Source organism: Conservatibacter flavescens (genome assembly GCF_002795425.1).
Classification (GTDB): domain Bacteria; phylum Pseudomonadota; class Gammaproteobacteria; order Enterobacterales; family Pasteurellaceae; genus Conservatibacter; species Conservatibacter flavescens.
Window position 1 is genome coordinate 15,031 of the sequence record NZ_PHHA01000044.1, and the last position, 21,032, is coordinate 36,062.

The following is a 21,032-nucleotide window of genomic DNA, read 5'->3' on the forward strand; positions in this document are numbered from 1 at the left end:
AAATTTTCAATGTAAAGGAAGAAATTATGATCTATAGTATGACCGCATTTGCCCGTCGTGAAATAAAAAAAGAATGGGGCGATGCAGTTTGGGAAATTCGCTCGGTAAATCAGCGTTATTTGGAAAATTTTTTCCGCCTGCCAGAACAATTTCGAGGCCTAGAAAATACATTACGTGAAAAACTTCGTCAAAATCTGACGCGAGGCAAAATTGAGTGTAGTTTGCGTATTGATAGTAAAAAACAAACCGTACTTGAACTTAACTTAAATCAGGCATTAGCGAATTCGGTTATCCAATCTTTGAAATGGATTAAGCAGCAAGCCGGAGAAGGGGAAATCAATTTAACTGATGTGTTACGTTATCCTGGCGTGGTGGAGTTACCTGAACAAGATCTTGATGTCATGAGCCAAGATTTATTAGCGGGCTTTGATGAATTATTGGCAGAATTTATTGCAATGCGCGGGCGCGAGGGCGAAAAATTACAAGATATTATCCAGCAGCGTTTATCAGCAATTAGTATTGAAGCGGCAAAAGTGCGGTCAAAAATGCCGGAAATTTTACAATGGCAACGTGACAAACTGTTACAACGTTTTGAAGAGATTCAGCTACAACCAGATCCAACGCGTTTAGAGCAGGAACTCATTTTATTAGCACAACGTATTGATGTCGCCGAAGAGTTAGACCGCTTAGAAATGCATGTAAAAGAAACGCGTAATATTTTGCAAAAAGGCGGCGCGGTAGGGCGTAAATTAGATTTTATGATGCAAGAACTTAATCGTGAATCGAATACCTTAGCATCAAAATCCATTAACACGGATATCACGAATTCTGCAGTGGAATTGAAAGTGTTAATTGAGCAAATGCGTGAACAAATTCAGAATTTAGAATAAGGAAATAGGGATGAGTGGAACATTAATCACAGCGCATTTAACCCAGTATGCCTTGATTGAGGTGGCCGGCGAGGATGCGGAAAAATATTTGCAAGGGCAATTAACATGTGATGTGACGAAATTACCCGTAGGACAATCAACTTTAACAGCAAACTGTGATCCAAAGGGAAAAGTTGTCTCGCTTTTCCGTTTGATACGGGTGAAAGAGACGGTGTTTTATTTGCTTATGCGTAAACATTTCGTTGAAAATGGCTTGGCAAATTTAAAAAAATATGCGGTTTTTTCTAAAGTGACCTTTACGCCGATTGAAAAGGTTTGGTTGGTTGGGGTGGCTAATGATGACACGTTGTATTCGGATTATTTCAGTGTGCAATATGCGCCAAATCGCCGTATTATTATTGATACGGAACAAAGCAATGCATTGGGTTGGGCGATTGAGTTAGGCGATATTGGTGTTGCGCAAGAATGGGACAGACTTGAGATTCAAGATGGTATTCCTGTGCTTGCTCAGCAGGCATTCGAATTTATTCCACAAGCCTTGAATTTACAGCATATTGAGCAGGCGATCTCTTTTCAAAAAGGCTGCTATATTGGCCAAGAAACCGTCGCGCGAGCCAAATATCGTGGCGCAAACAAGCGGGCGATGTATACCTTAATCGGTAAAACAGAAACTATGCCTACAATCGGGTCTGAATTAGAGATGTTGCTTGAAACCAATTGGCGAAAAACAGGGAGCATAATTAGTGCGGTGAGCATGGATGGCGTGTTATATGTACAAGCTGTATTAAGCAATCAACTTGAGGCTAGCACACAATTTCGTCTGCCAGATGATCATACTGCGCTGTGTATTCAACCCTTGTCTTATGTTTTAGATTAAAAAATGATTGCGTTGAGCGCAAGCTAGTGATACAACTAAACATATTCATATGAGGGCGATTATCGCCCTTAGTCATTTTATTAAAATAATGGTTATCAGGAAGTCAAATGTCACAAGTATTTAATTTTAGCGCAGGCCCAGCTATGATGCCTGAGGCAGTATTAGCACAAGCTCAACAAGAATTGCTCAATTGGCAAAATCAGGGAACGTCGGTGATGGAGGTGAGCCATCGCGGTAAATATTTCATGGAGTTAGCGGCACAATCGGTACAAGATTTGCGCCAATTATATGGTGTTCCCGATAATTATGAAATTTTATTTATGCAAGGTGGCGCGCGTGGTCAGTTTGCCGCGATTCCGATGAATTTATTGGGTGAAAAAGGCAAGGCATTATATTTGACCAGTGGGCATTGGTCGGCAACAGCGGCTAAAGAGGCTCGCAATTTTGCTGAGATAGATGAAATTAATATTGTTGATGATAATTATAAAATCACCCGTTTAGATTTTAGTGATATCGCTTCGCAGTATGATTATGTGCATTATTGCCCGAATGAAACGATCAGCGGTGTGGAAATTTTTGATGTTCCTAATGTAGGCGATGCTGTGTTAGTGGCAGATATGTCCTCAAATATTTTGGCTCGCCAAATTGATATTAGCCAATTTGGTATGATTTATGCCGGCGCACAGAAAAATTTAGGGCCAGCCGGCATTACTATTGCGATTATTCGTAAAGATTTAATTGGCAAGGCACGTAAATCAACACCGTCCATTTGGGATTATGCGGTACAAAGTAAAGCGGACTCTATGATCAATACACCGCCTACTTTTGCTTGGTATTTGTGTGCATTAGTGTTTAAGCATATGTTGAATGAAGGCGGGTTACGTGAATATGAAAAACGTAACGCTATCAAAGCGCAAACGCTTTATGATTATATTGATAGTAGCGCATTATTCTCTAATGTGGTGGCAAAAGAAAACCGTTCAACGATGAACGTGACCTTTGTGACAGGTAATCCGGAATTAGATGCGAAATTTGTAGCAGAAGCTACCGCTGCAGGATTACATGCATTGAAAGGGCATAAGGTGTTAGGCGGCATGCGCGCTTCGATTTATAACGCAATGCCGTTAGCGGGTGTAGAAGCTTTAATTGCCTTTATGAAAAAATTTGAAACGGAAAATATCTAATACTATCGGGTGGCTGAAGTCGCCTGATTTCCCTAGAAGTGCGGTCAATAATATGAAATTTTTAACTATTGCAAATGCAGGTGTACAACACCTTTCGCCATACCAAGCAGGTAAACCCATTGAAGAGTTGGAACGAGAGCTTGGTATCTCCAATATCATTAAACTGGCTTCCAATGAAAACCCTTTCGGTTTTCCTGAAAGCGCCAAACAAGGGATTCGTGAGGCACTAGATGATCTTACGCGCTACCCAGATGCTAACGGATTTTATTTCAAACAAGCGGTGGCAAAAAAATTTGGGCTGGGTTCGGAGCAAATTACCTTAGGCAACGGCTCTAACGATTTGTTGGAATTGATTTTTCAAACTTTTGTGAGTGAGAAAGATGAAGTGATTTTCTCACAATATACTTTTATTGTTGCTCCGCTAGCTGCACAGGCGCGTAATGCGAAAGCACGTGTGATACCAGCGTTGGATTATGGCCATGATTTAAATGGCTTTTTGGCTGCGGTTAACGATAAAACCAAATTAATTTATATTGCTAATCCCAATAACCCTACAGGGACGTTTTTGACCCATCAGCAAATTGAGCAGTTTTTAACACAAGTGCCGAGTAATGTGCTAGTGGTGTTAGACGAAGCTTATACTGAATTTACTGCAGCGAGTGAGCGTGTAAATTCCTTTGAATTGCTGCAGCGCTACCCGAATTTAGTGGTATGCCGTACTTTGTCTAAAGCGTATGGGCTAGCGGGGTTACGCATTGGCTATGCCGTTTCAAATGAAGAGATTGCGGGATTGTTTAATCGAGTGCGTCAGCCTTTCAACTGTAATAGCCTTGCTTTAGCCGCAGGCATTGCGGTAATGAATGATGATAGTTTTATTCAAAAAGTTGCCGAGAATAATCGTCAAGGTGTTGAATTATTAGAACGTTTTTTTGCAGACAAAGGGTTAGCATATATCCCCTCTAAAGGCAATTTTGTCATGTTAGACTTAGGTCAACCCGCCTTGCCTATTTATGAGGCTTTATTACGCAAAGGAGTCATTGTGCGCCCTGTTGCGGGATATGGATTACCAAATCATCTTCGTATTTCCATCGGTTTACCGGAAGAAAATCAGCGTTTTTTAACCGCACTTTCAGAAGTATTAGGGCTATAGGATAGAACATTATGGATTCAATTACACTCAACCCGATTAGTCATATGGAAGGCACGGTCAATTTACCGGGTTCAAAAAGCTTATCTAATCGCGCTTTATTGTTAGCCGCTTTGGCGAAAGGGACGACCAAACTGACGAATTTATTAGATAGTGACGATGTACGCCATATGCTCAATGCTTTACAGCAATTAGGCGTATCTTACCAATTGTCTGATGATAAATCCGTCTGTGAGGTGCAAGGTTTAGGTAAGGCATTTAGCTGGCAAAGTGGGTTAGCATTATTTTTAGGAAATGCTGGTACGGCTATGCGCCCATTGACCGCTGCATTATGTTTGGCTAATGAGGGCGATGTTATACAAAGTGAAATTGTATTAACCGGTGAACCTCGTATGAAAGAGCGACCTATTCAGCATTTAGTCGATGCATTACGTCAAGCGGGCGCAGAAATTCAATACCTTGAACAAGAAGGTTATCCTCCGCTTTCTATTCGTAATACGGGGTTGCAAGGCGGAAAAGTGAAGATTGATGGCTCAGTTTCTTCACAGTTTTTGACCGCACTTTTAATGGCCGCGCCTATGGCCAGTGCGGATACGGAAATTGAAATTATGGGGGAATTAGTCTCAAAACCCTATATTGATATTACGTTGAATATGATGGCGATTTTTGGCGTTGAGGTAGAAAATCATCATTATCAGCATTTTGTGGTAAAAGGCCAGCAGCAATATAAATCACCTGGTGTGTTCTTGGTTGAAGGCGATGCTTCTTCTGCCTCTTATTTCTTAGCAGCAGGCGCGATTAAAGGAAAAGTGAAAGTAACAGGCGTGGGTAAAAACTCTATTCAGGGCGATCGTTTATTTGCAGATGTATTGGAAAAAATGGGCGCTAAAATTACATGGGGTGAGGATTTTATCCAAGCTGAACGAGGAGACTTGATCGGGATTGATATGGATATGAATCATATTCCCGATGCGGCGATGACCATTGCAACAACTGCATTATTTGCTCAAGGGGAAACGGTAATTCGTAATATTTATAATTGGCGAGTAAAAGAAACTGATCGCCTGACCGCGATGGCCACTGAGTTGCGTAAAGTCGGAGCTGAAGTTGAGGAAGGGGAGGATTTTATCCGCGTTCAACCTCTAGATTTAGGGCAGTTTAAACATGCGGAAATTGAAACCTATAACGATCATCGCATGGCAATGTGTTTTGCGTTGGTGGCTTTTTCTGATACACCAGTGACGATTTTAGATCCGAAATGTACTGCAAAAACGTTCCCGACATTTTTTGATGAGTTTTTGCGTATTGCTCAATAATGGCCTAATCGAGATAGGTTTTACTTAAATAATATAAAACAGAATGAAAAAACGGCATTTTTTTACCGCACTTTTAACGTCATTGATGTTATCTGCTTGTGCAACTAAAAATGAATTAGCTTGGTTGCCTTATCAAGAAATTGATGGTTCAACCCAAGCAATAAGTTTTATGCAGGTTGCTGAAGCATGGGGACAGAAAACCGCTAAGCAGGGTACGGCATTACAAAGAGAAAAGTTCGATAATATAGATACTTATCGAAAGTTAGGCGATATTTACTATATTTATGATGTTAATGAGCAGCCCATGCGTGTGATATTGTTGAATCATACACAATCAGTGGATCCTCATGATCCAGCTGGGGTAAATGCCCTCGGTCAAAGTAAGGTATTTGATTTCTATGAGTTTGGTAAAGGGCGTGTGGGTCATGCCCAATTTACGGCAAATACAGCCCTTTGTTCGGATTTTGCAAGCAAGCGGGGCGTTGATTTGCGCATGGTGACAAATTACTACGCGACTGAAAATCAATATTTTACTAGCTTGATTACAGGCACGCTTTTTCAGCAACAAAAGCCTCAAAATGTAGGTTATAAGGCAGCGTTTTTTTTGAGTGATAAGGCATTAGAAGAGAAAATTCGAGCCGAAGAACGTGAACATGGAAAACGCTTGGCGATTGCTAATTTGATGGAAAAAGTCGGCATATTGTCTAGTATTGTGTGTGGCAAGGAAAAAGTGCGGTAGAAAAGACCGCACTTTTTGTTATCACCAGTTAAAAGCGCATTTCTATAGAGGCTGCAAAATTGCGTCCAGGCGCTTGGAAGCGTGTTAGACCTATACCATCGCGATCGACGGCGTTAGTTGTGCTGTGGGCGTTGATTCCGCGAAGGGCGTCCCAAGTATGGTATTTGCGATTAAAGAGATTGTAAATACCGCCTCGTAATGTGATATTGGGGCTGGGTTTGTAAAATCCGAATAGATCAACGAGATAAGCAGATTTGTTCAGATATTTATATGTTGTGATGTTTTTCTCATAACCATAATCCGTACAAATGGTCGGTTGATCACTATAAAATGGATACCAAGGATTCACTGAGGTTTGTAAACATACTCGGCTATTTTCTGCGATTTTTGCGGCGTTATGGCGTTTGGCACCGAGATAAGTCAAACGTGAAAAAATCCCCCATGTTCCATTAGGTGCTTCAAAATCTAAACCGATGACCGTTTTGAGTGGTTGAATAGACAATAAGCTTTCACCATTCGACAGCTTGCCCTGACTATAACCGACTCCCCCCATCATTTTCCAGGCGTCTGAGACAGGAAGTAAAGCGCTAAGGTTTAATTTCCCTTTGATTTCGATACCTGAAATCTGCGCGCGGTTGATGTTGACCATTTGTTGCATTGGCGTAAGTACAGTATGACCATAGCCATCATCTTGTTTAATAATATTTTCTTGTTCTAATAAAAAATGGCGATAACGGGAATGATATACGCTAATATCCAATTGGCCTTTTGCATGTTGGCCTTGTAGCGATAGGGTATGGCTAAGACTACGTTCCGGTTTTAGGCTAGGGTTGGATTTCCATGTGCCATAAGCATTAGTAAAAGTAAAATACATTTCTGAGGCGGTGGGTGTACGATAAGCGGTGCTTAATTTATATCCCATCGACCAGGTGTCGTTGAGTTGCGCATTCAGGCCGAGAAATCCCGTCCAATTGCTAAAAGTATTTTGGTCTGGTTTACCTTCCGCAGTACAGGCTTTACTACAGAGGGCATTTAGTGATTGTGGAACAAGCTTTTCGTGATCATAACGTATGCCTGCTTGTCCCGTGAGCATTGAGAAGAGAGTTTTTGGATACCAATGGATATGATCTTGAAAGGCAAGGCTATATAAACGCGTTTTGACAGGATATTGGATAGTATAATAATAACCTGTGTGATATGGCGTATTGATACCGATGATGTCGTGGTTGATATTTTCAAACCGGCGTTCTGCAATAAAAGCCCGAAATCCTAAATGATGTTCCCCCCATAAATATAAGGGTTGGCTGTCTAATTGGAGTGAAAAACGGGTAAATTTTGTTTTCATACGACGGTCAAAAATTTCATCAAGTTGCTTCTCTTGAGTTTTCCAATGATGTCCACCTTTATAGCCTACTGCGGCAAGATTGGTGTGTTGGTAGTCAATATCGGCTTTAAATAAAGCAAGGTAAGGCGAGTTTGGCGTATAGGCATAATACACATTCCCATTAAGACGCTTATGTTGATCATCCGCTTCACGCCAAGCACCAGGATAAAGGGTATAGGAACGTTCATTGGTATAATTGCTCCCCGTTTGTCCGTTAATATTGATACCAATACGATGATTCGCGTTTATTTGGTAATTGAGTTTTCCTAAGTAGCTATGGAAACGGTGAGTTGAAGGATCGGGGTGTTGGCTCTGAGAAAAATCATAGTATGAGCCTCGTCCGCTACTGCGTAATTCGTGGCCGGTACGTTGTGAATAGATCAAAATAGCATCGAGTTTCTCGCCGACATAACCCACCCCCACAGTACGTACCCATTCTTTATTTTTACTGGCATAACCTCCGCGTAAAAGCATACCCCATTGACGACCGGGTTGTACAAGATTTTGGGCATCTAAGGTTCGATAATTCACATCTCCACCTAATGCGCCACTACCCGCGTTAAAGGAATTTGCGCCACGTGCAATTTCAATTTGTTGAACAAGTTCGGTATCAATGGATAGGCGTGAACTGTTAAAATTACCGTAACGAGCATAGAGGGAATTTTCTTCAAAGTCAGGTAAATTTACCCCATCAATGCTAATTCCAACGCGATTTCCTTCCACTCCGCGAATAGAGAATCCCTTTAAATGTCGGCCATTGTCGCTAATCCCTATATCACTGACATAGCGCACTAAATCACGCGTGTCTCGAATGAGCTCGTTTTGAATTTCTGTTTGTTGTTTTTTGAGTACTGCTGCTTTGGTGTCGATTGTGGTATCAGCAGATACCTCAATTGTGTCAAGAGTCAGTTCTTCAGCGAGACCATATAAGGGAAAGCTCAGTAAAGCTAGAGTAGATAAAACAGATATTGTTCGCTTATGCACTTTGTTGCACATGGGGTTATTCCTCTCTAATATGGCCTTGATCTAAGTGGATAACGCTGACTAAATCATGGCTGCTAACTTGAAAGGCTTGACCAAATCCTTTAACAAATAGCCCTGTTTCTGGTTTAAAAGCAAATAATTTAAAGTCTTCTAATCGCGATAATTCATCAATTAAATTGCCATGACGGGTTTTTAATGCCTCAATACTACGTAGCCATTCAGAACTATATCGAGTAAGTTCGCGAACAGTGGCATCAAAAGATAAGCGACGGCGAGCAAAAATTTGGCGGCAGCTATGTTCATCTTCAATTAGCATTAATGATACTTTAGGATTCTCGAGTAAATTTCGAGCATGACGAGCAATGGTTGAAATTAATACACGGTATTCCCCTTCTTCAATGACAAATGGCGCATAACTGACGTTGGGATTTCCTGTTTTGTCTACGGTCGCTAGCAAAATGGTTTGGCATTGCTGTTTGAGTGCTTCTATTTCAGGGCCAAGACGATTTTGTAATATTTCTTGTTTAGTTGTCATTTCGACTCCTTAATTTTCGTAATTGATAATTGTTATCAATAAATTATAGCTTATTTTAAGTAAAAATGGCAAATATAGGAGATGTTTTGTAAATATAACTGAGTTTTTGTGTTTTAAAGAGGGGAGAGGTGCGGTTTAAAAATGAAGAGTTTTATAGAAATATGCCCTCAAATGAGGGCATATGATTAAGGATTATTGACCATAATAAGCATTTTTACCATGCTTGCGTAGATAATGTTTGTCAAGTAGCACTTGTTGCATAGAAGATAAATTTGGATTTAACTGATATGAGAATAAATTCATATACGCAATTTCTTCAAGTACAACAGCATTATGTACCGCATTATGAGCATCAGTGCCCCAAGCAAATGGGCCATGGGAGTTAACTAATACGGCAGGGACATCTTTTGGATTAATTTCACGCTGACGGAATGTTTCAACAATGACTTTTCCGGTTTCTAATTCGTATTCGCCTTGAATTTCACTATCTGTCATTAGACGTGTGCATGGAATCGTGCCGTAAAAATAATCGGCATGTGTGGTGCCTAATGCTGGGAGATCACGTCCAGCTTGCGCCCATGTGGTTGCATGACGAGAATGGGTGTGGACAATGCCACCAATTTCAGAGAATTGACGATATAATTCTAAGTGTGTTGGGGTATCAGAAGAAGGTTTTTTTGTGCCTTCCACAACTTTACCTGTTGCTAAATCGACAACGACCATATCTTCAGCTTTCATTACGTCATATTCGACACCTGATGGTTTAATGACGACTAAACCTTTTTCGCGATCGATAGCGCTAACATTCCCCCAAGTAAATGTTACTAAGCCATATTTCGGTAATTCTAAATTGGCTTGTAATACTTCTTCTTTCAATTGTTCTAACATTGGAATCCTCCTTCTTTCATTTTTTGTTCAATCCAACGACGAGCGTTAATTATTTCTGCAATCGGTTCTTCGGCCTTTTCTGTCCACATTTCAATTAAAAATGCACCACGATAATTTAATTCAGCGAGTGTTTTAAAGCAGGCAGGGAAATCGACACACCCCTCACCAAACGGAACATCTCGGAATTGGCCCTTACAGGTTTCAGTCACTTTGTAAGTATCTTTTAAGTGAATGGCTGAAATTTTGTCAATGCCTAATTTAAGCTCTTCTGCGACATTGTCATTCCACGCTGAAAGATTGCCTAAATCAGGGTAAACGGTAAACCATGGAGATTGGATAATGTTATCCCATTTTTTCCAACGGCTAATTGAGCTCATAAATTGGGTATCCATGATTTCTACCGCAATAGTGACTTGATTGCTTGCTGCTAATTCAACGGCCCATTCCAAACCTTGTTGGAAGCGAGCGATGGTTTCTTCATCTTGTTCTTCATAATATACATCATAGCCGGCAAGTTGAATGGTACGGATACCGAGATCGACGGCAAGCTGGATAGCTTTTTCCATAATTTCATAAGCTTTCTGGCGAGTCGCTTCGTCACGGCTACCAAATGGGAAGCGGCGATGGCCAGATAAACACATTGATGGAATCGTCACGCCAGTGTTGATAATCGCTTGTACTAATTCAATGCGTTCTTGCTTAGTCCAATCTAAGCGAGCTAAACGCTCATCTGTTTCATCAACCGAAATTTCGACAAAATCGAAACCACAAGCTTTCGCAATGGATAGTCGATCTTGCCAACTTATATTTTTTGGTAATGCTTTTTCATAAATACCTAATTTATGTTTTCTCATGGATTACTCCGTATTGTGTTAATTGACTAAAATTGCATTTCATTAAATTGTTTTAAGCTGTTTACTAGGGCTTGATAGCGCGCGTATTTGGCTTGGTATTTTTTATGGTTTGTCATATCAGGTTGCACAGAAATAATTTGTTTTCCGACCGCACTTTGTGCTGCTTGGCAATCGGTATATTCGCCATTTCCAACCATTGCCATTAATGCCGCGCCTAAGCAGCCAGTTTCCTCAATTTGCGGGATTTCAATGGACAATCCGCTTAAATCTGCAAGCATTTGCATCCAAACTTCTGATTTTGCAGGCCCGCCAGTCACTCGTAAGATTTTTGTATCAGGAAAACGAATGCGCATACGATCTAAATGCGTCATTAAGCTAAAGAGAACGCCCTCATAAATAGCTTGTAGAAGATGTGCTTGAGTATGTAATGCCTGCATTCCATAAAAGCCCGCCTGCATGCCCAAACCCGCATTAGAACCGTATAAAAACGGAATAAAGAATACACTGCTTTCTGCTTTAGGTAAATCGGCCACAAGCTGATTAATTTGTTGATAGTTGAGCTGACTCCATTGCTTTGTAAACCACTCTAAGTTCCCTGCTGAAGTTGGGCTTGCCTCATGGACAATAAATTGCCCTTCTTGAGCATAACGGCCATATACGAAAGGCAGGGTTTGGTTTGGATCGATATGAGATGTAATCCCACTCACGACAGACCATGTGCCAAGAACCACATTGAGCTTACTTTCATCATCTAAACCGGCGCAAATGGCGGTAGAAACTACATCAAACAACCCTCCGACGACAGGCGTGCCTTCACGTAGGCCGGTTTTTTGTGCCGCTTCAGCAGTGATGTAACCTGCGACTTCTGAGGCGCCCACAACAGGGGGAAGTGCGGTCAATATTTCAGGAATTTCTAACAGTTGTGCCAATTTTTCGTCATATTGCCCAGTCGCCATATTGTATAAATTGGATTCTGAAATATTGGTTTCTTCACAATTGACATTCCCAGTTAAGCAAAAGCGTAAGTAGTCATGGGACATTAATACTGCGCCAATGTTGTGATAACGTTGTGGGTCATTATCTTTAATCCAACGTAAAATAGATACAGGGTGTCCCGTCCATAAGGTTTGGCGCGTTAAAGGATAGAGTTTACTTGGCATATCGTCTTTTTGCCATTGCTTGACAATACTCAGGGCCCGTTGATCCGAAGATAAAATGCCGCGCCCTAATGGACGATGATTTTTATCAAGTAAGAATAAACCTTTGCCTTGTGCAGAAATACCAAGCCCTTTAATGGCAGAACCATCAATTTGCGTTTGTTTGAGTACACCTTGAATGACACTTGCACAGGTTTCCCATAAAACATCTAAATCGCGCTCAGCCCAACCAGAATGCTCGCTAATGACATCTAGCCCCTGACGAAAAGAACCATATTCTTTGCCTTGACTATCATAAATACCGGCTTTAACGAAAGTGCCACCACAATCAATTCCTAAATAGTAATTCATTATCTCTTCCTATTCTATGTTTAAGCGATATACGCTATTGCTTGCTGTAATAAATAATTCTTTTTGATGTTGTCCAAAGGTGCAATTGGACGTCGTTTTGTCTAAAATAAAACGACCTAAGTAATCGCCTTGCGCAGTTAAAACAATCAATCCGTTTTCACAACTGCAAAAAATAATACCTTGTTGATCGATACAAAAACCATCAGGAATGCCTGGATTAATTTCCGCTATTTCCTGTCTATTGGTTAATTTCCGGCCTTCGACATCAAAGACAACGAGGTGATGTAAGCCTGTTTTTTCAAATTCAACGGCAGACATATCTGCCACAAATAATTGTTTTTCATCTGGTGAAAATGCTAAACCATTAGGGCGCATCACGTGAAAAGTGGCGATATTAATATCATTGGTTTTTGGATCATAACAATAAACATAACAACCAATGATTTCGCTTGGGGATTTTTTCCCTTCGGCATCGCTTAAAATGCCATAAGGGGGATCCGTGAACCAAATTGTGCCATCGGATTTTACCACAACATCATTGGGTGAATTTAGGCGTTTATGCTCCAGTTTGTCAACTAATATGCGAATATTTCCCTGTGAATCTGTTTGGCTGATCGCGCGTCTGCCATGCTCGCAGGTGATTAAATTACCGTGTTGATCAATGGCATTTCCATTGGCAAAGTGAGACGGAGAACGGAAAATTTGTATCCCCTGTTGTTCAGACCATGTATACATTTTATTGCCTTTTACATCGCTGAAAATAAGCGTTTGTTTTTCTTGATGCCAAACAGGACCTTCCGCCCAAATAGCCGATTGAAATAATTCGGTGAGGTGAAATTTTGTCCCCACTAAGGAATGAAAACGCTCGTCATAAACTTCAACTTGTAGTGCCATAGCCAACCCTCAATAAAAGATAAGTTCTATCGTCAAATATGCCCCCATGCATAGGGGACATGATGGCGAATTTATTGAACACCCCAAATGGTTTTGTAAGCTTCTTTATAACCGTTTTGTGGGTCATAAAGATTTTTATCTCCACCATCAAAAGCGACATTTTCTTTGATAACAAGATGAACGGGGGTGACATAACCTGATGGTTGTTCTTTAGCAAAAGCACGATTAAGTTCATCTACAAGCTGCCAACCATGTAGATTTAATGGTTCAGGGACGGTTGCAAACTGTTTATCTTGATTGCGAATACGTTGATAAGCGGTCACGGAGCCATCGCCGGCAGAGATGTTATATGGCATTTCGCCTTTATTTGCTGAACGCAAGGACGGTGCCATAAAATCAAAGTATAAGTCATTGATGGCGAGCGTATATTGTAAATTATCCCCATACTTTTGTAACAAGCTAAACGTTAGGCTTGGCATACGGCTAGAGGTATCTGCTAGTGGCGTATCAATAAACTCTAATACTTTGCACTCCTGACATTTTTCGATAGTGTCTTTCATCACATTGGCTTTGCGTAATGCAATTTCATAGAGTGAATCTGTTAAGATGACCACTTGCGCTTTCCCTTCTGATTTAACAATGGCTTGTAAGGCAGAAAGCCGCGCTATTTCGTCAGAGTCTGAGGTAACGTTATAGAAAATATTATATTTTTCATCCGGGCCGGGTTGTGGTGTGGCATGCCAAGCCACAAGCGTAATATTGTTCTGTACGGCTTTTTTCAGTGGAATTTTTGCCACATTTGGGTTCCAACCGCCGATAACAATCGCATCGGGTTTTTTCGCAATGGCTTGGTTAAGCGCGGCTAATTGATTGTTAACTGTGCCGGCGCCGTCTAATACATCGAGTTTCCACCCTGCGACAGAAGCGGCTTCTTTCATACCATCAATCACCCCTAACACACCACCATTTTTCATATCAGAGGCAATGAAAATCACCTTTTTGTCTGCTTGAAGTTTTGGGCCAGTTGTTGGGCCGTCCCAGTTTTCTTTTTTCGCAGTTGCGGCAGCTACCTGCTGTTTAGCTTCTTCAACAAAAGGGTCTGCTGCCAAGCTAGCACTGGAAAAAGACATGGCAATGAGCGCAGAAAGTGCGGTTAAAGTATGAGAAATATTTTTTTTCATAGTCTACTCCTTTTTGAGTGAAACAACGGATTAAGAAGATTTCTTCTGAATTGATTTTTGATTTAGTAAACGCTTACGTTGCGCATAACCGGCAATCGTAATGGACAAAAGTAATGTTGTCCCGTTAAATAAAGGTTCAACCCAGAATGCGCCTCCGAATTGCTGTATACCAGATATGCCAATGGCGAGGATCGCGATTCCAACAACGGTTCCCCACACATTAATACGACCCGGTCGAATTGTGGTACTGCCTAAGAATGCCCCGACTAAAGCGGGTAACAAATAATCCATACCAACACTCGCTTGCCCCACACCTTGTTGAGCAGAGATTAAAATGCCTGTAAAAGCAGTCAATACACTTGATACAACAAAAGGGACAATCGTATATTTTTTAATGTTGATACCATTTAAACGCGCAGCGGTTGGATTGCCTCCTACCGCATACATACAGCGTCCGGTAGGGGTGTGTTCAGTAATTAGCCACATAATGATCGCAACAATTAACACATAAAAAGCGGAAATGGGGAGGCCGAAGATTTCTGTACTATTTAATGCAATGAATTCATCGGGTAAATCGCCTACAATTTGACGGCCTCCTGAATGCCAAAGGGCGATAGCATATAATACCGTGCCGGATCCGAGTGTGGCGACAAAGCTGTCGATGTCAGCCAAAGCCACAAGAATGCCGTTTAATAAACCATATAGCGCGGCAATGGCGAGTACAATAAGAATTGACATTTGCCAAGAAAAACCAAATTGCACTTGTAAGGTAATCACCAAAATATGCCATAACACAATGCCAAAACCGACATTTAAGTCAATTTTTCCTACAATCATGGTTGTTGTGGCAGCAAGGGCAAGCAGCGCAATTTTAGATTTACTCTCTAAAATGGCATTTAGGGTTAACATTGAAGCGAAGGATTCAGTGGTAAGCGAGAATAATATGACCAATAGAATACATAGCCATAGCAATCCATAACGAGTTAGCATTTGAGAAAACCAAGGCAAAAAACCGTCTCTAGTAATAGAAACAGGCTGTTCAAGTGCGGTCGATTTTATGTTAGTTTGAGCCATAAATCCTCCTAGAAGGTGACAACGCTAGATTTTATCTAACTGCTCGAAATAATAGGTTAAGCCATTTTGGATTTTGCGTCAGAGGCAAGGGCAAGGAGGTTTGCAAAGGAAACGTCCTCGTTTCTTAATTCTCCGGCAATATCGCCTCGATTAAAGACTAATGCTCGATTACAAAGGTGAGCGATTTCTTCAAAGTCTGTGGAAATCACAATAATTGCAATTCCTTTATCTAAGGCTTTATTTAATAAATCATAAATTTCAGCTCTTGCACCAACATCAACACCGGCAGTGGGATCTTCCAAAATAAGTACGGGTGTATTCAAGTGCATCCAACGTGCTAAAACAATTTTCTGTTGATTTCCTCCCGATAGCGCACTGGCATCAATAAACAAATTCTTTGGACGAATATCAAATAGCTGATATTTAAACCAACTTTCACTGAGTTCTTGACGGCGGTGATACCATTTCAAAGGCGCATGCCCACTGAGAACAGGGTTGATAAATAAATTTTCAGTGGTGGTCATGGACATAAATACGCTTTCTTTTGTACGATCGCCTGCAACTAGGGCTATACCTTGCTGAATAGCCTCTTGTGGAGAATGAGCAAGATAAGGCTGATTGTTTAAGTGCATCGCCCCCTGATCTAACTGTCGTAAACCGAATAATAGACGACCGATTTCCTCTTGACCCGCGCCACGTAAACCCGCAAGGGCAATCATTTCGCCTTTATGTAATGTAAAGGATACTGGGCCGGTGTCACCGACAACCACATTGTCTAAACGTAGCATTTCATCACTATTTTGAGGCAAAGGATTGCGTTGTTTACCTCGTGTTTCTTCTCCCACAATGGCTTTAACAAGGCCTTTTACATCATAATGTTGGGTTTCGCCTTCTGCCACTGGAAAGCCATCACGCATGACCAAAATGCGATTGGAAATTGCAATAACTTCATCTAAGCGATGAGTGACATAAACCATGCCTACACCTTGTTCGCGTAAACGGTTAAGTACGGTAAACAAATGTTCTACATCACTTGCCGGGAGAGAAGCCGTTGGTTCATCAAGAATCAACACTTCTGCATTTATTGCGATTGCACGAGCAATGGCGAGTAACGCCTTTTCGGTGCGACTGAGATCAAATACGCGCGTGTCTGCAGATAATTTTATGCCGACATAATCTAATGCTTTTTGTGCTTGTTCACGGATTTTCGCCCAATCAATTAGACCGAAACGGCGAGGAAAGCCCATGACAAAGGCCATATTTTCCGCAATTGTCATCCATTCAATTAAGCCTAAATCTTGATGAATAAACGCAATCGGTTGTTTATTGTCCTTTTTTAAGGCATTTGCAGAATGAATTTTTTTATTGTGAAAGAAAATATCACCGCTATCACAATCATAAATGCCGGCTAATATCTTGATTAAGGTCGATTTGCCCGCCCCGTTTTCACCTAGCAAAGCAACGATTTCACCTTGATGGATATGCAAACTGACATTGTTAACCGCAATATTAGCGCCAAAACGTTTAACAATGTTTTGCATTTTGAGTATTGGCTGAGTGTTTGAATCCATTTTTTCCTCCATAATGTTGAGGAAGGGTCATGTGAATAGTGTGTAAAAACACACTATTCGTGTCGACAGATTATTTTGCAAGGGCATCAATCTGTTTAATCAAGGTATCACCATTTTTTTCGATAAAGGCTTTGCGAGTTTCGCCTTCTACAGCTGCTTTAAATGGTTTTGTATCTATTTCTTCTACAAATTCAACGCCCGCTTTTTTCATTTTTTCGATGATCGTTTGCTCATTATCAAAATTGAGTTGGCGTTGGAATTTGCCTGCTTCTTGTGCAGCTTCTATGATTGCTTGCTGCTGTTCTGCTGGCAAGGCATCAAATTTTGCCTTGTTCATTACGACTAACAATGGCGTGTAGCCGTGGTTAGTTGGGCTGAAATATTTTTGTACTTCATATAATTTTGCGGACCAAACAATGCCAATTGGGTGTTCTTGAGCATCCACTGCTTTTGTTTCTAATGCGGTATAGAGTTCAGATAATGGCATTGGCACTGGGTTTGCGCCTAAGATAGTAAAGGCTTGAATATACATAGGATTTTGATTCGTTCTAACTTTTAAGCCTTTTACATCTTCTACTTTGGTGACGGGATGTTTAGAATTGGTAAAGCCACGGAAACCCACCTCCCAAAAAGCCAATCCTTTCATGCCCTGTGCTTCAAGTTTTTGGAGTAAGCCTTGTCCGATTTCACCATCTAATACGGCATAGGCATGTTCACGATTTTGGAAAATAAATGGGATATCAATGACATTTAATTCGGGTACTAAACCTGTAAAGTTAGAAGAACTCGACATTTCTAAATCAACGGTTCCACCACGCACGGCACTGATCATGGTTTGTGCGTTGCCTAATGTACTGTCAGGGAAAAGGCTGAGTTTTAATTCTCCTTTCGTTTTTTCTTTCAATAACTCATCAAATTTTTTGGCGGCAACATGTTGGCTATCAGAGCGAGGGGCTTCGTAACCAAAGCGGAGTGAGGTGGCTGCTTGTGCCATGTTGATTGTCATGAAACCTGCAATGATGGCTGCGATTTTTTTGAGATGGGTAATTTTCATCATGATTTCTCCTCTTTAACAGGGTAAGTGCGGTAGAATTTTAAAAAGTTTTTTAGACTCTACCGCACTTTTGAGAATATTAATGAACGTGGTTCATTATTTAGCTAATGCATCAATTTTTTGAATTAATTCGTCACCATTCTTGTCAATAAATGCTTGACGAACTTGGGTTTCAATCACATCTTTAAACGGTTTGGTGTCGACTTCTTCAATGACTTCAATGCCGTTTTGTTTCATTTTGCTAATGATGTCTTGCTCATTTTGCTCATTTAATTGACGTTGATATGCACCCGCTTCTTTAGCTGACTCTAAAATAGCTTGTTGTAATTCAGGGCTTAAGCCATCAAATTTAGCTTTGTTCATCACGACGATTAATGGTGTGTAACCATGGTTCGTTAAACTTAAATGCTTTTGTACTTCGTATAATTTTGATGACCAAACAATACCGACTGGGTGTTCTTGCGCATCCACTGCACGTGTTTCTAGAGCAGTGTAAAGCTCAGATAACGGCATTGGCACTGGATTTGCACCTAATAAGGTAAAGGCTTGAATGTACATCGGATTTTGATTTGTACGTACTTTTAATCCTTTGATGTCATCTGGTGTTTTTACTGGGTGTTTTGAGTTTGTAAACGAACGGAAACCAACATCCCAGAAAGCTAAACCTTTCAATCCTTTATCTTCAAGAGATTGTAATAATTCTTGACCAACTTCGCCATCTAACACTTTATAAACATGCTCACGATTTTGGAAAATAAATGGAATATCAATTACATTTAATTTTGGCTCAAGGCCTGAAAAGTTAGGTGAACCAGACATTTCAATATCGATAGTTCCACCACGTACGCCAGCGATCATAGTTTGGGCATTCCCTAAGGTACTATCTGGGAAAAGGCTTAATTTGATTTCGCCGTTTGTTTTTTCTTTTAAGAGATCATTGAATTTTTTTGCGGCAGCATGTTGGGTATCAGTGCGAGGTGCTTCATAACCAAAACGTAATGTGGTTGCAGCGTTTGCACTGGCAGTAAATAGAACGGTGCTTGCAACAAGAGCAGCTAAAGTTTTAAGATTAAAAAGTTTCATGGATACTCCTTTTTTGTGGGTTAAACTCATTACTTTAAAGTGAAAGCGCGGTCAGTTTTGCAAAACTTTTTCCAAGCCAACCGCACTTTTGCTTGTCTGATTTATGACATCCAGCTCAATGGCACCAGGATTAAATCAGGGATAAATACAAAGGTAAATAATAACGCGATCATCATAAAGAGATAAGGTAAAATCCCTTTTGCTGCTTGATCAAATGGCAGTTTAGATACGCCAGTAATAACATTTAATACATTGCCGACAGGTGGGGTAATTAAACCTATCGATGTATTTAAGATGAATAAAACACCGAAATATACAGGGTCAATACCCGCTTCTTCGACCAATGGCATTAATACAGGGGTTAAGATTAATACTGTTGGCGTAAGATCCATTACCATACCGATAACAAAGACTAATAACATGATCACAATCAGTAATGTCGTTGGGCTGTCTAATAATGGCTCAAGTAGCTCGGTCATCATTTGTGGCAATTCAGCAATGGTAATTAACCAACCAGTGACTTGTGCTGCCGCTACGAGGAACATCACCACTGCGGTAGTTTTTGCTGCGGCCAATAGGACACCATATAATTGTGACCATTTTAGTTCTTTATAAACAAAAATTGACACTACTAAGGCATAAAACGCGGCAACAGCCCCAGCCTCAGTTGGGGTGAACATGCCTGAACGGAATCCACCAATGATAATGACTGGTAATAATAATGCCCAAATACTGTTTTTGAATGAAATACAAAGCTCTTCTTTGGACGCTTTAGAAAATGTCATGAGATCCAATTTTTTCGCTTGGAACCACCAAACAATGGCCAAACAAACGCCCATTAAGATTCCTGGGAAGATACCCGCTAGGAACAGCTTGGTAATTGAAACACCACTGGCGACACCGAAGATAATAAATGGAATAGACGGTGGGATAATTGGCGCAATAATACCCGCGGTACCAATCAGGCCTGCAGAACGATCGACAGGGTAGCCTGTCGTTTTCATCATCGGTAACAACATCGCTGCAACTGCGGCGGTATCCGCTACTGCTGAACCAGAAAGGCTTGCCATGATCATTGCTGCAAGGATCGCAACAAAACCTAATCCCCCTCGTTTGTGACCCACTAATTTCATGGGTAGATCAATAATACGCTTAGATAATCCACCTTGGTTCATGAGCTCACCTGCTAGCACGAAGAATGGAATGGCTAACAAAGAGAAACTATCTGCACCGCTCACTAATTGCTGAGCCATAATTTGCGGATCGAAGAGATCTAAGTGAAGCATTAATGCCACACCACACAATAAAAGGGCAAAGGCGACAGGAATACCGATTAAAATGGAGATCAGTAAGACACTTAGAAAAATTACAACAGTCATTATTTATCTCCTTTAGCAAGTGCGGTCAAATTGGCAAACATTCTTAATACGAGTAATAGGCCGATAGCGGCACTTGCGATAACGCTCGCTAAAAATGTAATACCAGTAGGAATACCTGAGATTGGCGCGATATTGTCCCAGTTTAATTGGAATTGTGTCATGCTGCCGTCAAAGACTAGATAACAGCAAAATAGCATTAAACCATCAGTGATAAGGCGTAATACGCGTCGTTTTAGTGGTGATAGCTTGTCGACTAAAACGTTGACACTAACATGTTGATTTTCATTAAACGCTAAAATTGCGCCTAAGAAAGATAGCCATACAAACAGATAGCGAGCTACCTCTTCTGTTACGCTAATACTGCTATTGAAGCCATAACGTAAAACGACATTGAGGAAGACTAAAGTGGACATTATCGCCAAGATAATGACAACCAGAGTTTCGAGGATTTTTGTTGAATAACGTGCAAGTGTATTCATGTATGCCCCCT

The 21,032-nt window shown here is 40.8% G+C and carries 19 protein-coding genes; 6 read left to right on the forward strand and 13 right to left on the reverse strand.

Annotated features, from left to right (window positions below; translation table 11 throughout):
* Positions 1–26: 26 nt before the first annotated feature.
* From CVP05_RS12345 to CVP05_RS12370, 6 genes are all read left to right on the forward strand, one after another.
* A complete protein-coding gene (locus tag CVP05_RS12345) occupies positions 27–890 on the forward strand; it encodes a YicC/YloC family endoribonuclease (RefSeq protein WP_100289861.1) in 864 nt (287 codons plus the stop codon).
* Between the two features lie 10 nt (positions 891–900).
* Entirely contained in the window at positions 901–1,767 is an 867-nt protein-coding gene (ygfZ, locus tag CVP05_RS12350; protein ID WP_100289862.1) for a CAF17-like 4Fe-4S cluster assembly/insertion protein YgfZ, read from the forward strand.
* A 107-nt stretch (positions 1,768–1,874) separates the two neighbouring features.
* Complete coding sequence (gene serC / locus CVP05_RS12355) at positions 1,875–2,951, forward strand: 3-phosphoserine/phosphohydroxythreonine transaminase (protein WP_100289863.1); 1,077 nt, start codon at positions 1,875–1,877, stop codon at positions 2,949–2,951.
* A 52-nt stretch (positions 2,952–3,003) separates the two neighbouring features.
* A complete protein-coding gene (hisC, locus tag CVP05_RS12360) occupies positions 3,004–4,101 on the forward strand; it encodes a histidinol-phosphate transaminase (protein ID WP_100289864.1) in 1,098 nt (365 codons plus the stop codon).
* A gap of 11 nt (positions 4,102–4,112) precedes the next feature.
* On the forward strand, positions 4,113–5,414 hold the full coding sequence (aroA, locus tag CVP05_RS12365; RefSeq protein ID WP_100289865.1) for a 3-phosphoshikimate 1-carboxyvinyltransferase: 1,302 nt from the start codon (positions 4,113–4,115) through the stop codon (positions 5,412–5,414).
* A gap of 43 nt (positions 5,415–5,457) precedes the next feature.
* Positions 5,458–6,153: a DUF8095 domain-containing protein gene (locus CVP05_RS12370; RefSeq protein ID WP_100289866.1), complete on the forward strand. Its 696-nt coding sequence runs from the start codon at positions 5,458–5,460 to the stop codon at positions 6,151–6,153.
* A 28-nt stretch (positions 6,154–6,181) separates the two neighbouring features.
* Here the strand turns inward: CVP05_RS12370 and CVP05_RS12375 are convergent, their stop codons facing one another.
* From CVP05_RS12375 to CVP05_RS12435, 13 genes are all read right to left on the reverse strand, one after another.
* Positions 6,182–8,533 (reverse strand): TonB-dependent hemoglobin/transferrin/lactoferrin family receptor, encoded by a 2,352-nt coding sequence (locus CVP05_RS12375; protein ID WP_100289867.1) that lies wholly within the window; start codon positions 8,531–8,533, stop codon positions 6,182–6,184.
* 4 nt (positions 8,534–8,537) lie between these two features.
* A complete protein-coding gene (gene hutZ, locus CVP05_RS12380) occupies positions 8,538–9,056 on the reverse strand; it encodes a heme utilization protein HutZ (protein ID WP_100289868.1) in 519 nt (172 codons plus the stop codon).
* A gap of 192 nt (positions 9,057–9,248) precedes the next feature.
* Positions 9,249–9,944 (reverse strand): L-ribulose-5-phosphate 4-epimerase, encoded by a 696-nt coding sequence (gene araD, locus CVP05_RS12385; RefSeq protein ID WP_100289869.1) that lies wholly within the window; start codon positions 9,942–9,944, stop codon positions 9,249–9,251.
* Positions 9,938–10,798 carry an L-ribulose-5-phosphate 3-epimerase gene (locus CVP05_RS12390; protein WP_100289870.1) on the reverse strand — a complete coding sequence of 287 codons (861 nt, stop codon included), beginning with the start codon at positions 10,796–10,798 and terminating at the stop codon, positions 9,938–9,940. Before CVP05_RS12390 ends, araD begins: the two co-directional genes overlap by 7 nt.
* Positions 10,799–10,824: 26 nt before the next feature.
* Positions 10,825–12,306, reverse strand: coding sequence for an FGGY-family carbohydrate kinase (locus CVP05_RS12395; RefSeq protein WP_100289871.1), 1,482 nt, complete (start codon positions 12,304–12,306; stop codon positions 10,825–10,827).
* A gap of 9 nt (positions 12,307–12,315) precedes the next feature.
* Positions 12,316–13,200: an SMP-30/gluconolactonase/LRE family protein gene (locus tag CVP05_RS12400; protein WP_100289872.1), complete on the reverse strand. Its 885-nt coding sequence runs from the start codon at positions 13,198–13,200 to the stop codon at positions 12,316–12,318.
* 71 nt (positions 13,201–13,271) lie between these two features.
* Positions 13,272–14,381: an ABC transporter substrate-binding protein gene (locus CVP05_RS12405; RefSeq protein ID WP_100289873.1), complete on the reverse strand. Its 1,110-nt coding sequence runs from the start codon at positions 14,379–14,381 to the stop codon at positions 13,272–13,274.
* A gap of 30 nt (positions 14,382–14,411) precedes the next feature.
* A complete protein-coding gene (locus CVP05_RS12410) occupies positions 14,412–15,455 on the reverse strand; it encodes an ABC transporter permease (protein ID WP_100289874.1) in 1,044 nt (347 codons plus the stop codon).
* 56 nt (positions 15,456–15,511) lie between these two features.
* A complete protein-coding gene (locus tag CVP05_RS12415; protein ID WP_243389251.1) occupies positions 15,512–17,026 on the reverse strand; it encodes a sugar ABC transporter ATP-binding protein in 1,515 nt (504 codons plus the stop codon).
* A gap of 70 nt (positions 17,027–17,096) precedes the next feature.
* The gene (locus tag CVP05_RS12420) at positions 17,097–18,080 is read right to left on the reverse strand and encodes a TRAP transporter substrate-binding protein (protein ID WP_100289886.1); all 984 of its coding nucleotides are present in this window, start codon (positions 18,078–18,080) and stop codon (positions 17,097–17,099) included.
* A 96-nt stretch (positions 18,081–18,176) separates the two neighbouring features.
* The gene (locus CVP05_RS12425; protein ID WP_100289875.1) at positions 18,177–19,163 is read right to left on the reverse strand and encodes a TRAP transporter substrate-binding protein; all 987 of its coding nucleotides are present in this window, start codon (positions 19,161–19,163) and stop codon (positions 18,177–18,179) included.
* A 101-nt stretch (positions 19,164–19,264) separates the two neighbouring features.
* Positions 19,265–20,542 carry a TRAP transporter large permease subunit gene (locus tag CVP05_RS12430; protein ID WP_100289876.1) on the reverse strand — a complete coding sequence of 426 codons (1,278 nt, stop codon included), beginning with the start codon at positions 20,540–20,542 and terminating at the stop codon, positions 19,265–19,267.
* Entirely contained in the window at positions 20,542–21,021 is a 480-nt protein-coding gene (locus CVP05_RS12435; protein ID WP_100289877.1) for a TRAP transporter small permease, read from the reverse strand. Before CVP05_RS12435 ends, CVP05_RS12430 begins: the two co-directional genes overlap by 1 nt.
* Between the last annotated feature and the right edge of the window lie 11 nt (positions 21,022–21,032).

Coding starts and splice junctions, on each gene's coding strand:
- CVP05_RS12425 (WP_100289875.1), bottom strand. CDS start 19,163: ATGAAACTTTTTAATCTTAAAACTTTAGCTGCTCTTGTTGCAAGCACC.
- CVP05_RS12390 (WP_100289870.1), bottom strand. CDS start 10,798: ATGAGAAAACATAAATTAGGTATTTATGAAAAAGCATTACCAAAAAAT.
- CVP05_RS12430 (WP_100289876.1), bottom strand. CDS start 20,542: ATGACTGTTGTAATTTTTCTAAGTGTCTTACTGATCTCCATTTTAATC.
- CVP05_RS12405 (WP_100289873.1), bottom strand. CDS start 14,381: ATGAAAAAAAATATTTCTCATACTTTAACCGCACTTTCTGCGCTCATT.
- CVP05_RS12435 (WP_100289877.1), bottom strand. CDS start 21,021: ATGAATACACTTGCACGTTATTCAACAAAAATCCTCGAAACTCTGGTT.
- CVP05_RS12345 (WP_100289861.1), top strand. CDS start 27: ATGATCTATAGTATGACCGCATTTGCCCGTCGTGAAATAAAAAAAGAA.
- CVP05_RS12370 (WP_100289866.1), top strand. CDS start 5,458: ATGAAAAAACGGCATTTTTTTACCGCACTTTTAACGTCATTGATGTTA.
- CVP05_RS12420 (WP_100289886.1), bottom strand. CDS start 18,080: ATGAAAATTACCCATCTCAAAAAAATCGCAGCCATCATTGCAGGTTTC.
- CVP05_RS12410 (WP_100289874.1), bottom strand. CDS start 15,455: ATGGCTCAAACTAACATAAAATCGACCGCACTTGAACAGCCTGTTTCT.
- aroA (WP_100289865.1), top strand. CDS start 4,113: ATGGATTCAATTACACTCAACCCGATTAGTCATATGGAAGGCACGGTC.
- serC (WP_100289863.1), top strand. CDS start 1,875: ATGTCACAAGTATTTAATTTTAGCGCAGGCCCAGCTATGATGCCTGAG.
- hutZ (WP_100289868.1), bottom strand. CDS start 9,056: ATGACAACTAAACAAGAAATATTACAAAATCGTCTTGGCCCTGAAATA.
- hisC (WP_100289864.1), top strand. CDS start 3,004: ATGAAATTTTTAACTATTGCAAATGCAGGTGTACAACACCTTTCGCCA.
- CVP05_RS12395 (WP_100289871.1), bottom strand. CDS start 12,306: ATGAATTACTATTTAGGAATTGATTGTGGTGGCACTTTCGTTAAAGCC.
- ygfZ (WP_100289862.1), top strand. CDS start 901: ATGAGTGGAACATTAATCACAGCGCATTTAACCCAGTATGCCTTGATT.
- CVP05_RS12400 (WP_100289872.1), bottom strand. CDS start 13,200: ATGGCACTACAAGTTGAAGTTTATGACGAGCGTTTTCATTCCTTAGTG.
- CVP05_RS12415 (WP_243389251.1), bottom strand. CDS start 17,026: ATGGATTCAAACACTCAGCCAATACTCAAAATGCAAAACATTGTTAAA.
- araD (WP_100289869.1), bottom strand. CDS start 9,944: ATGTTAGAACAATTGAAAGAAGAAGTATTACAAGCCAATTTAGAATTA.
- CVP05_RS12375 (WP_100289867.1), bottom strand. CDS start 8,533: ATGTGCAACAAAGTGCATAAGCGAACAATATCTGTTTTATCTACTCTA.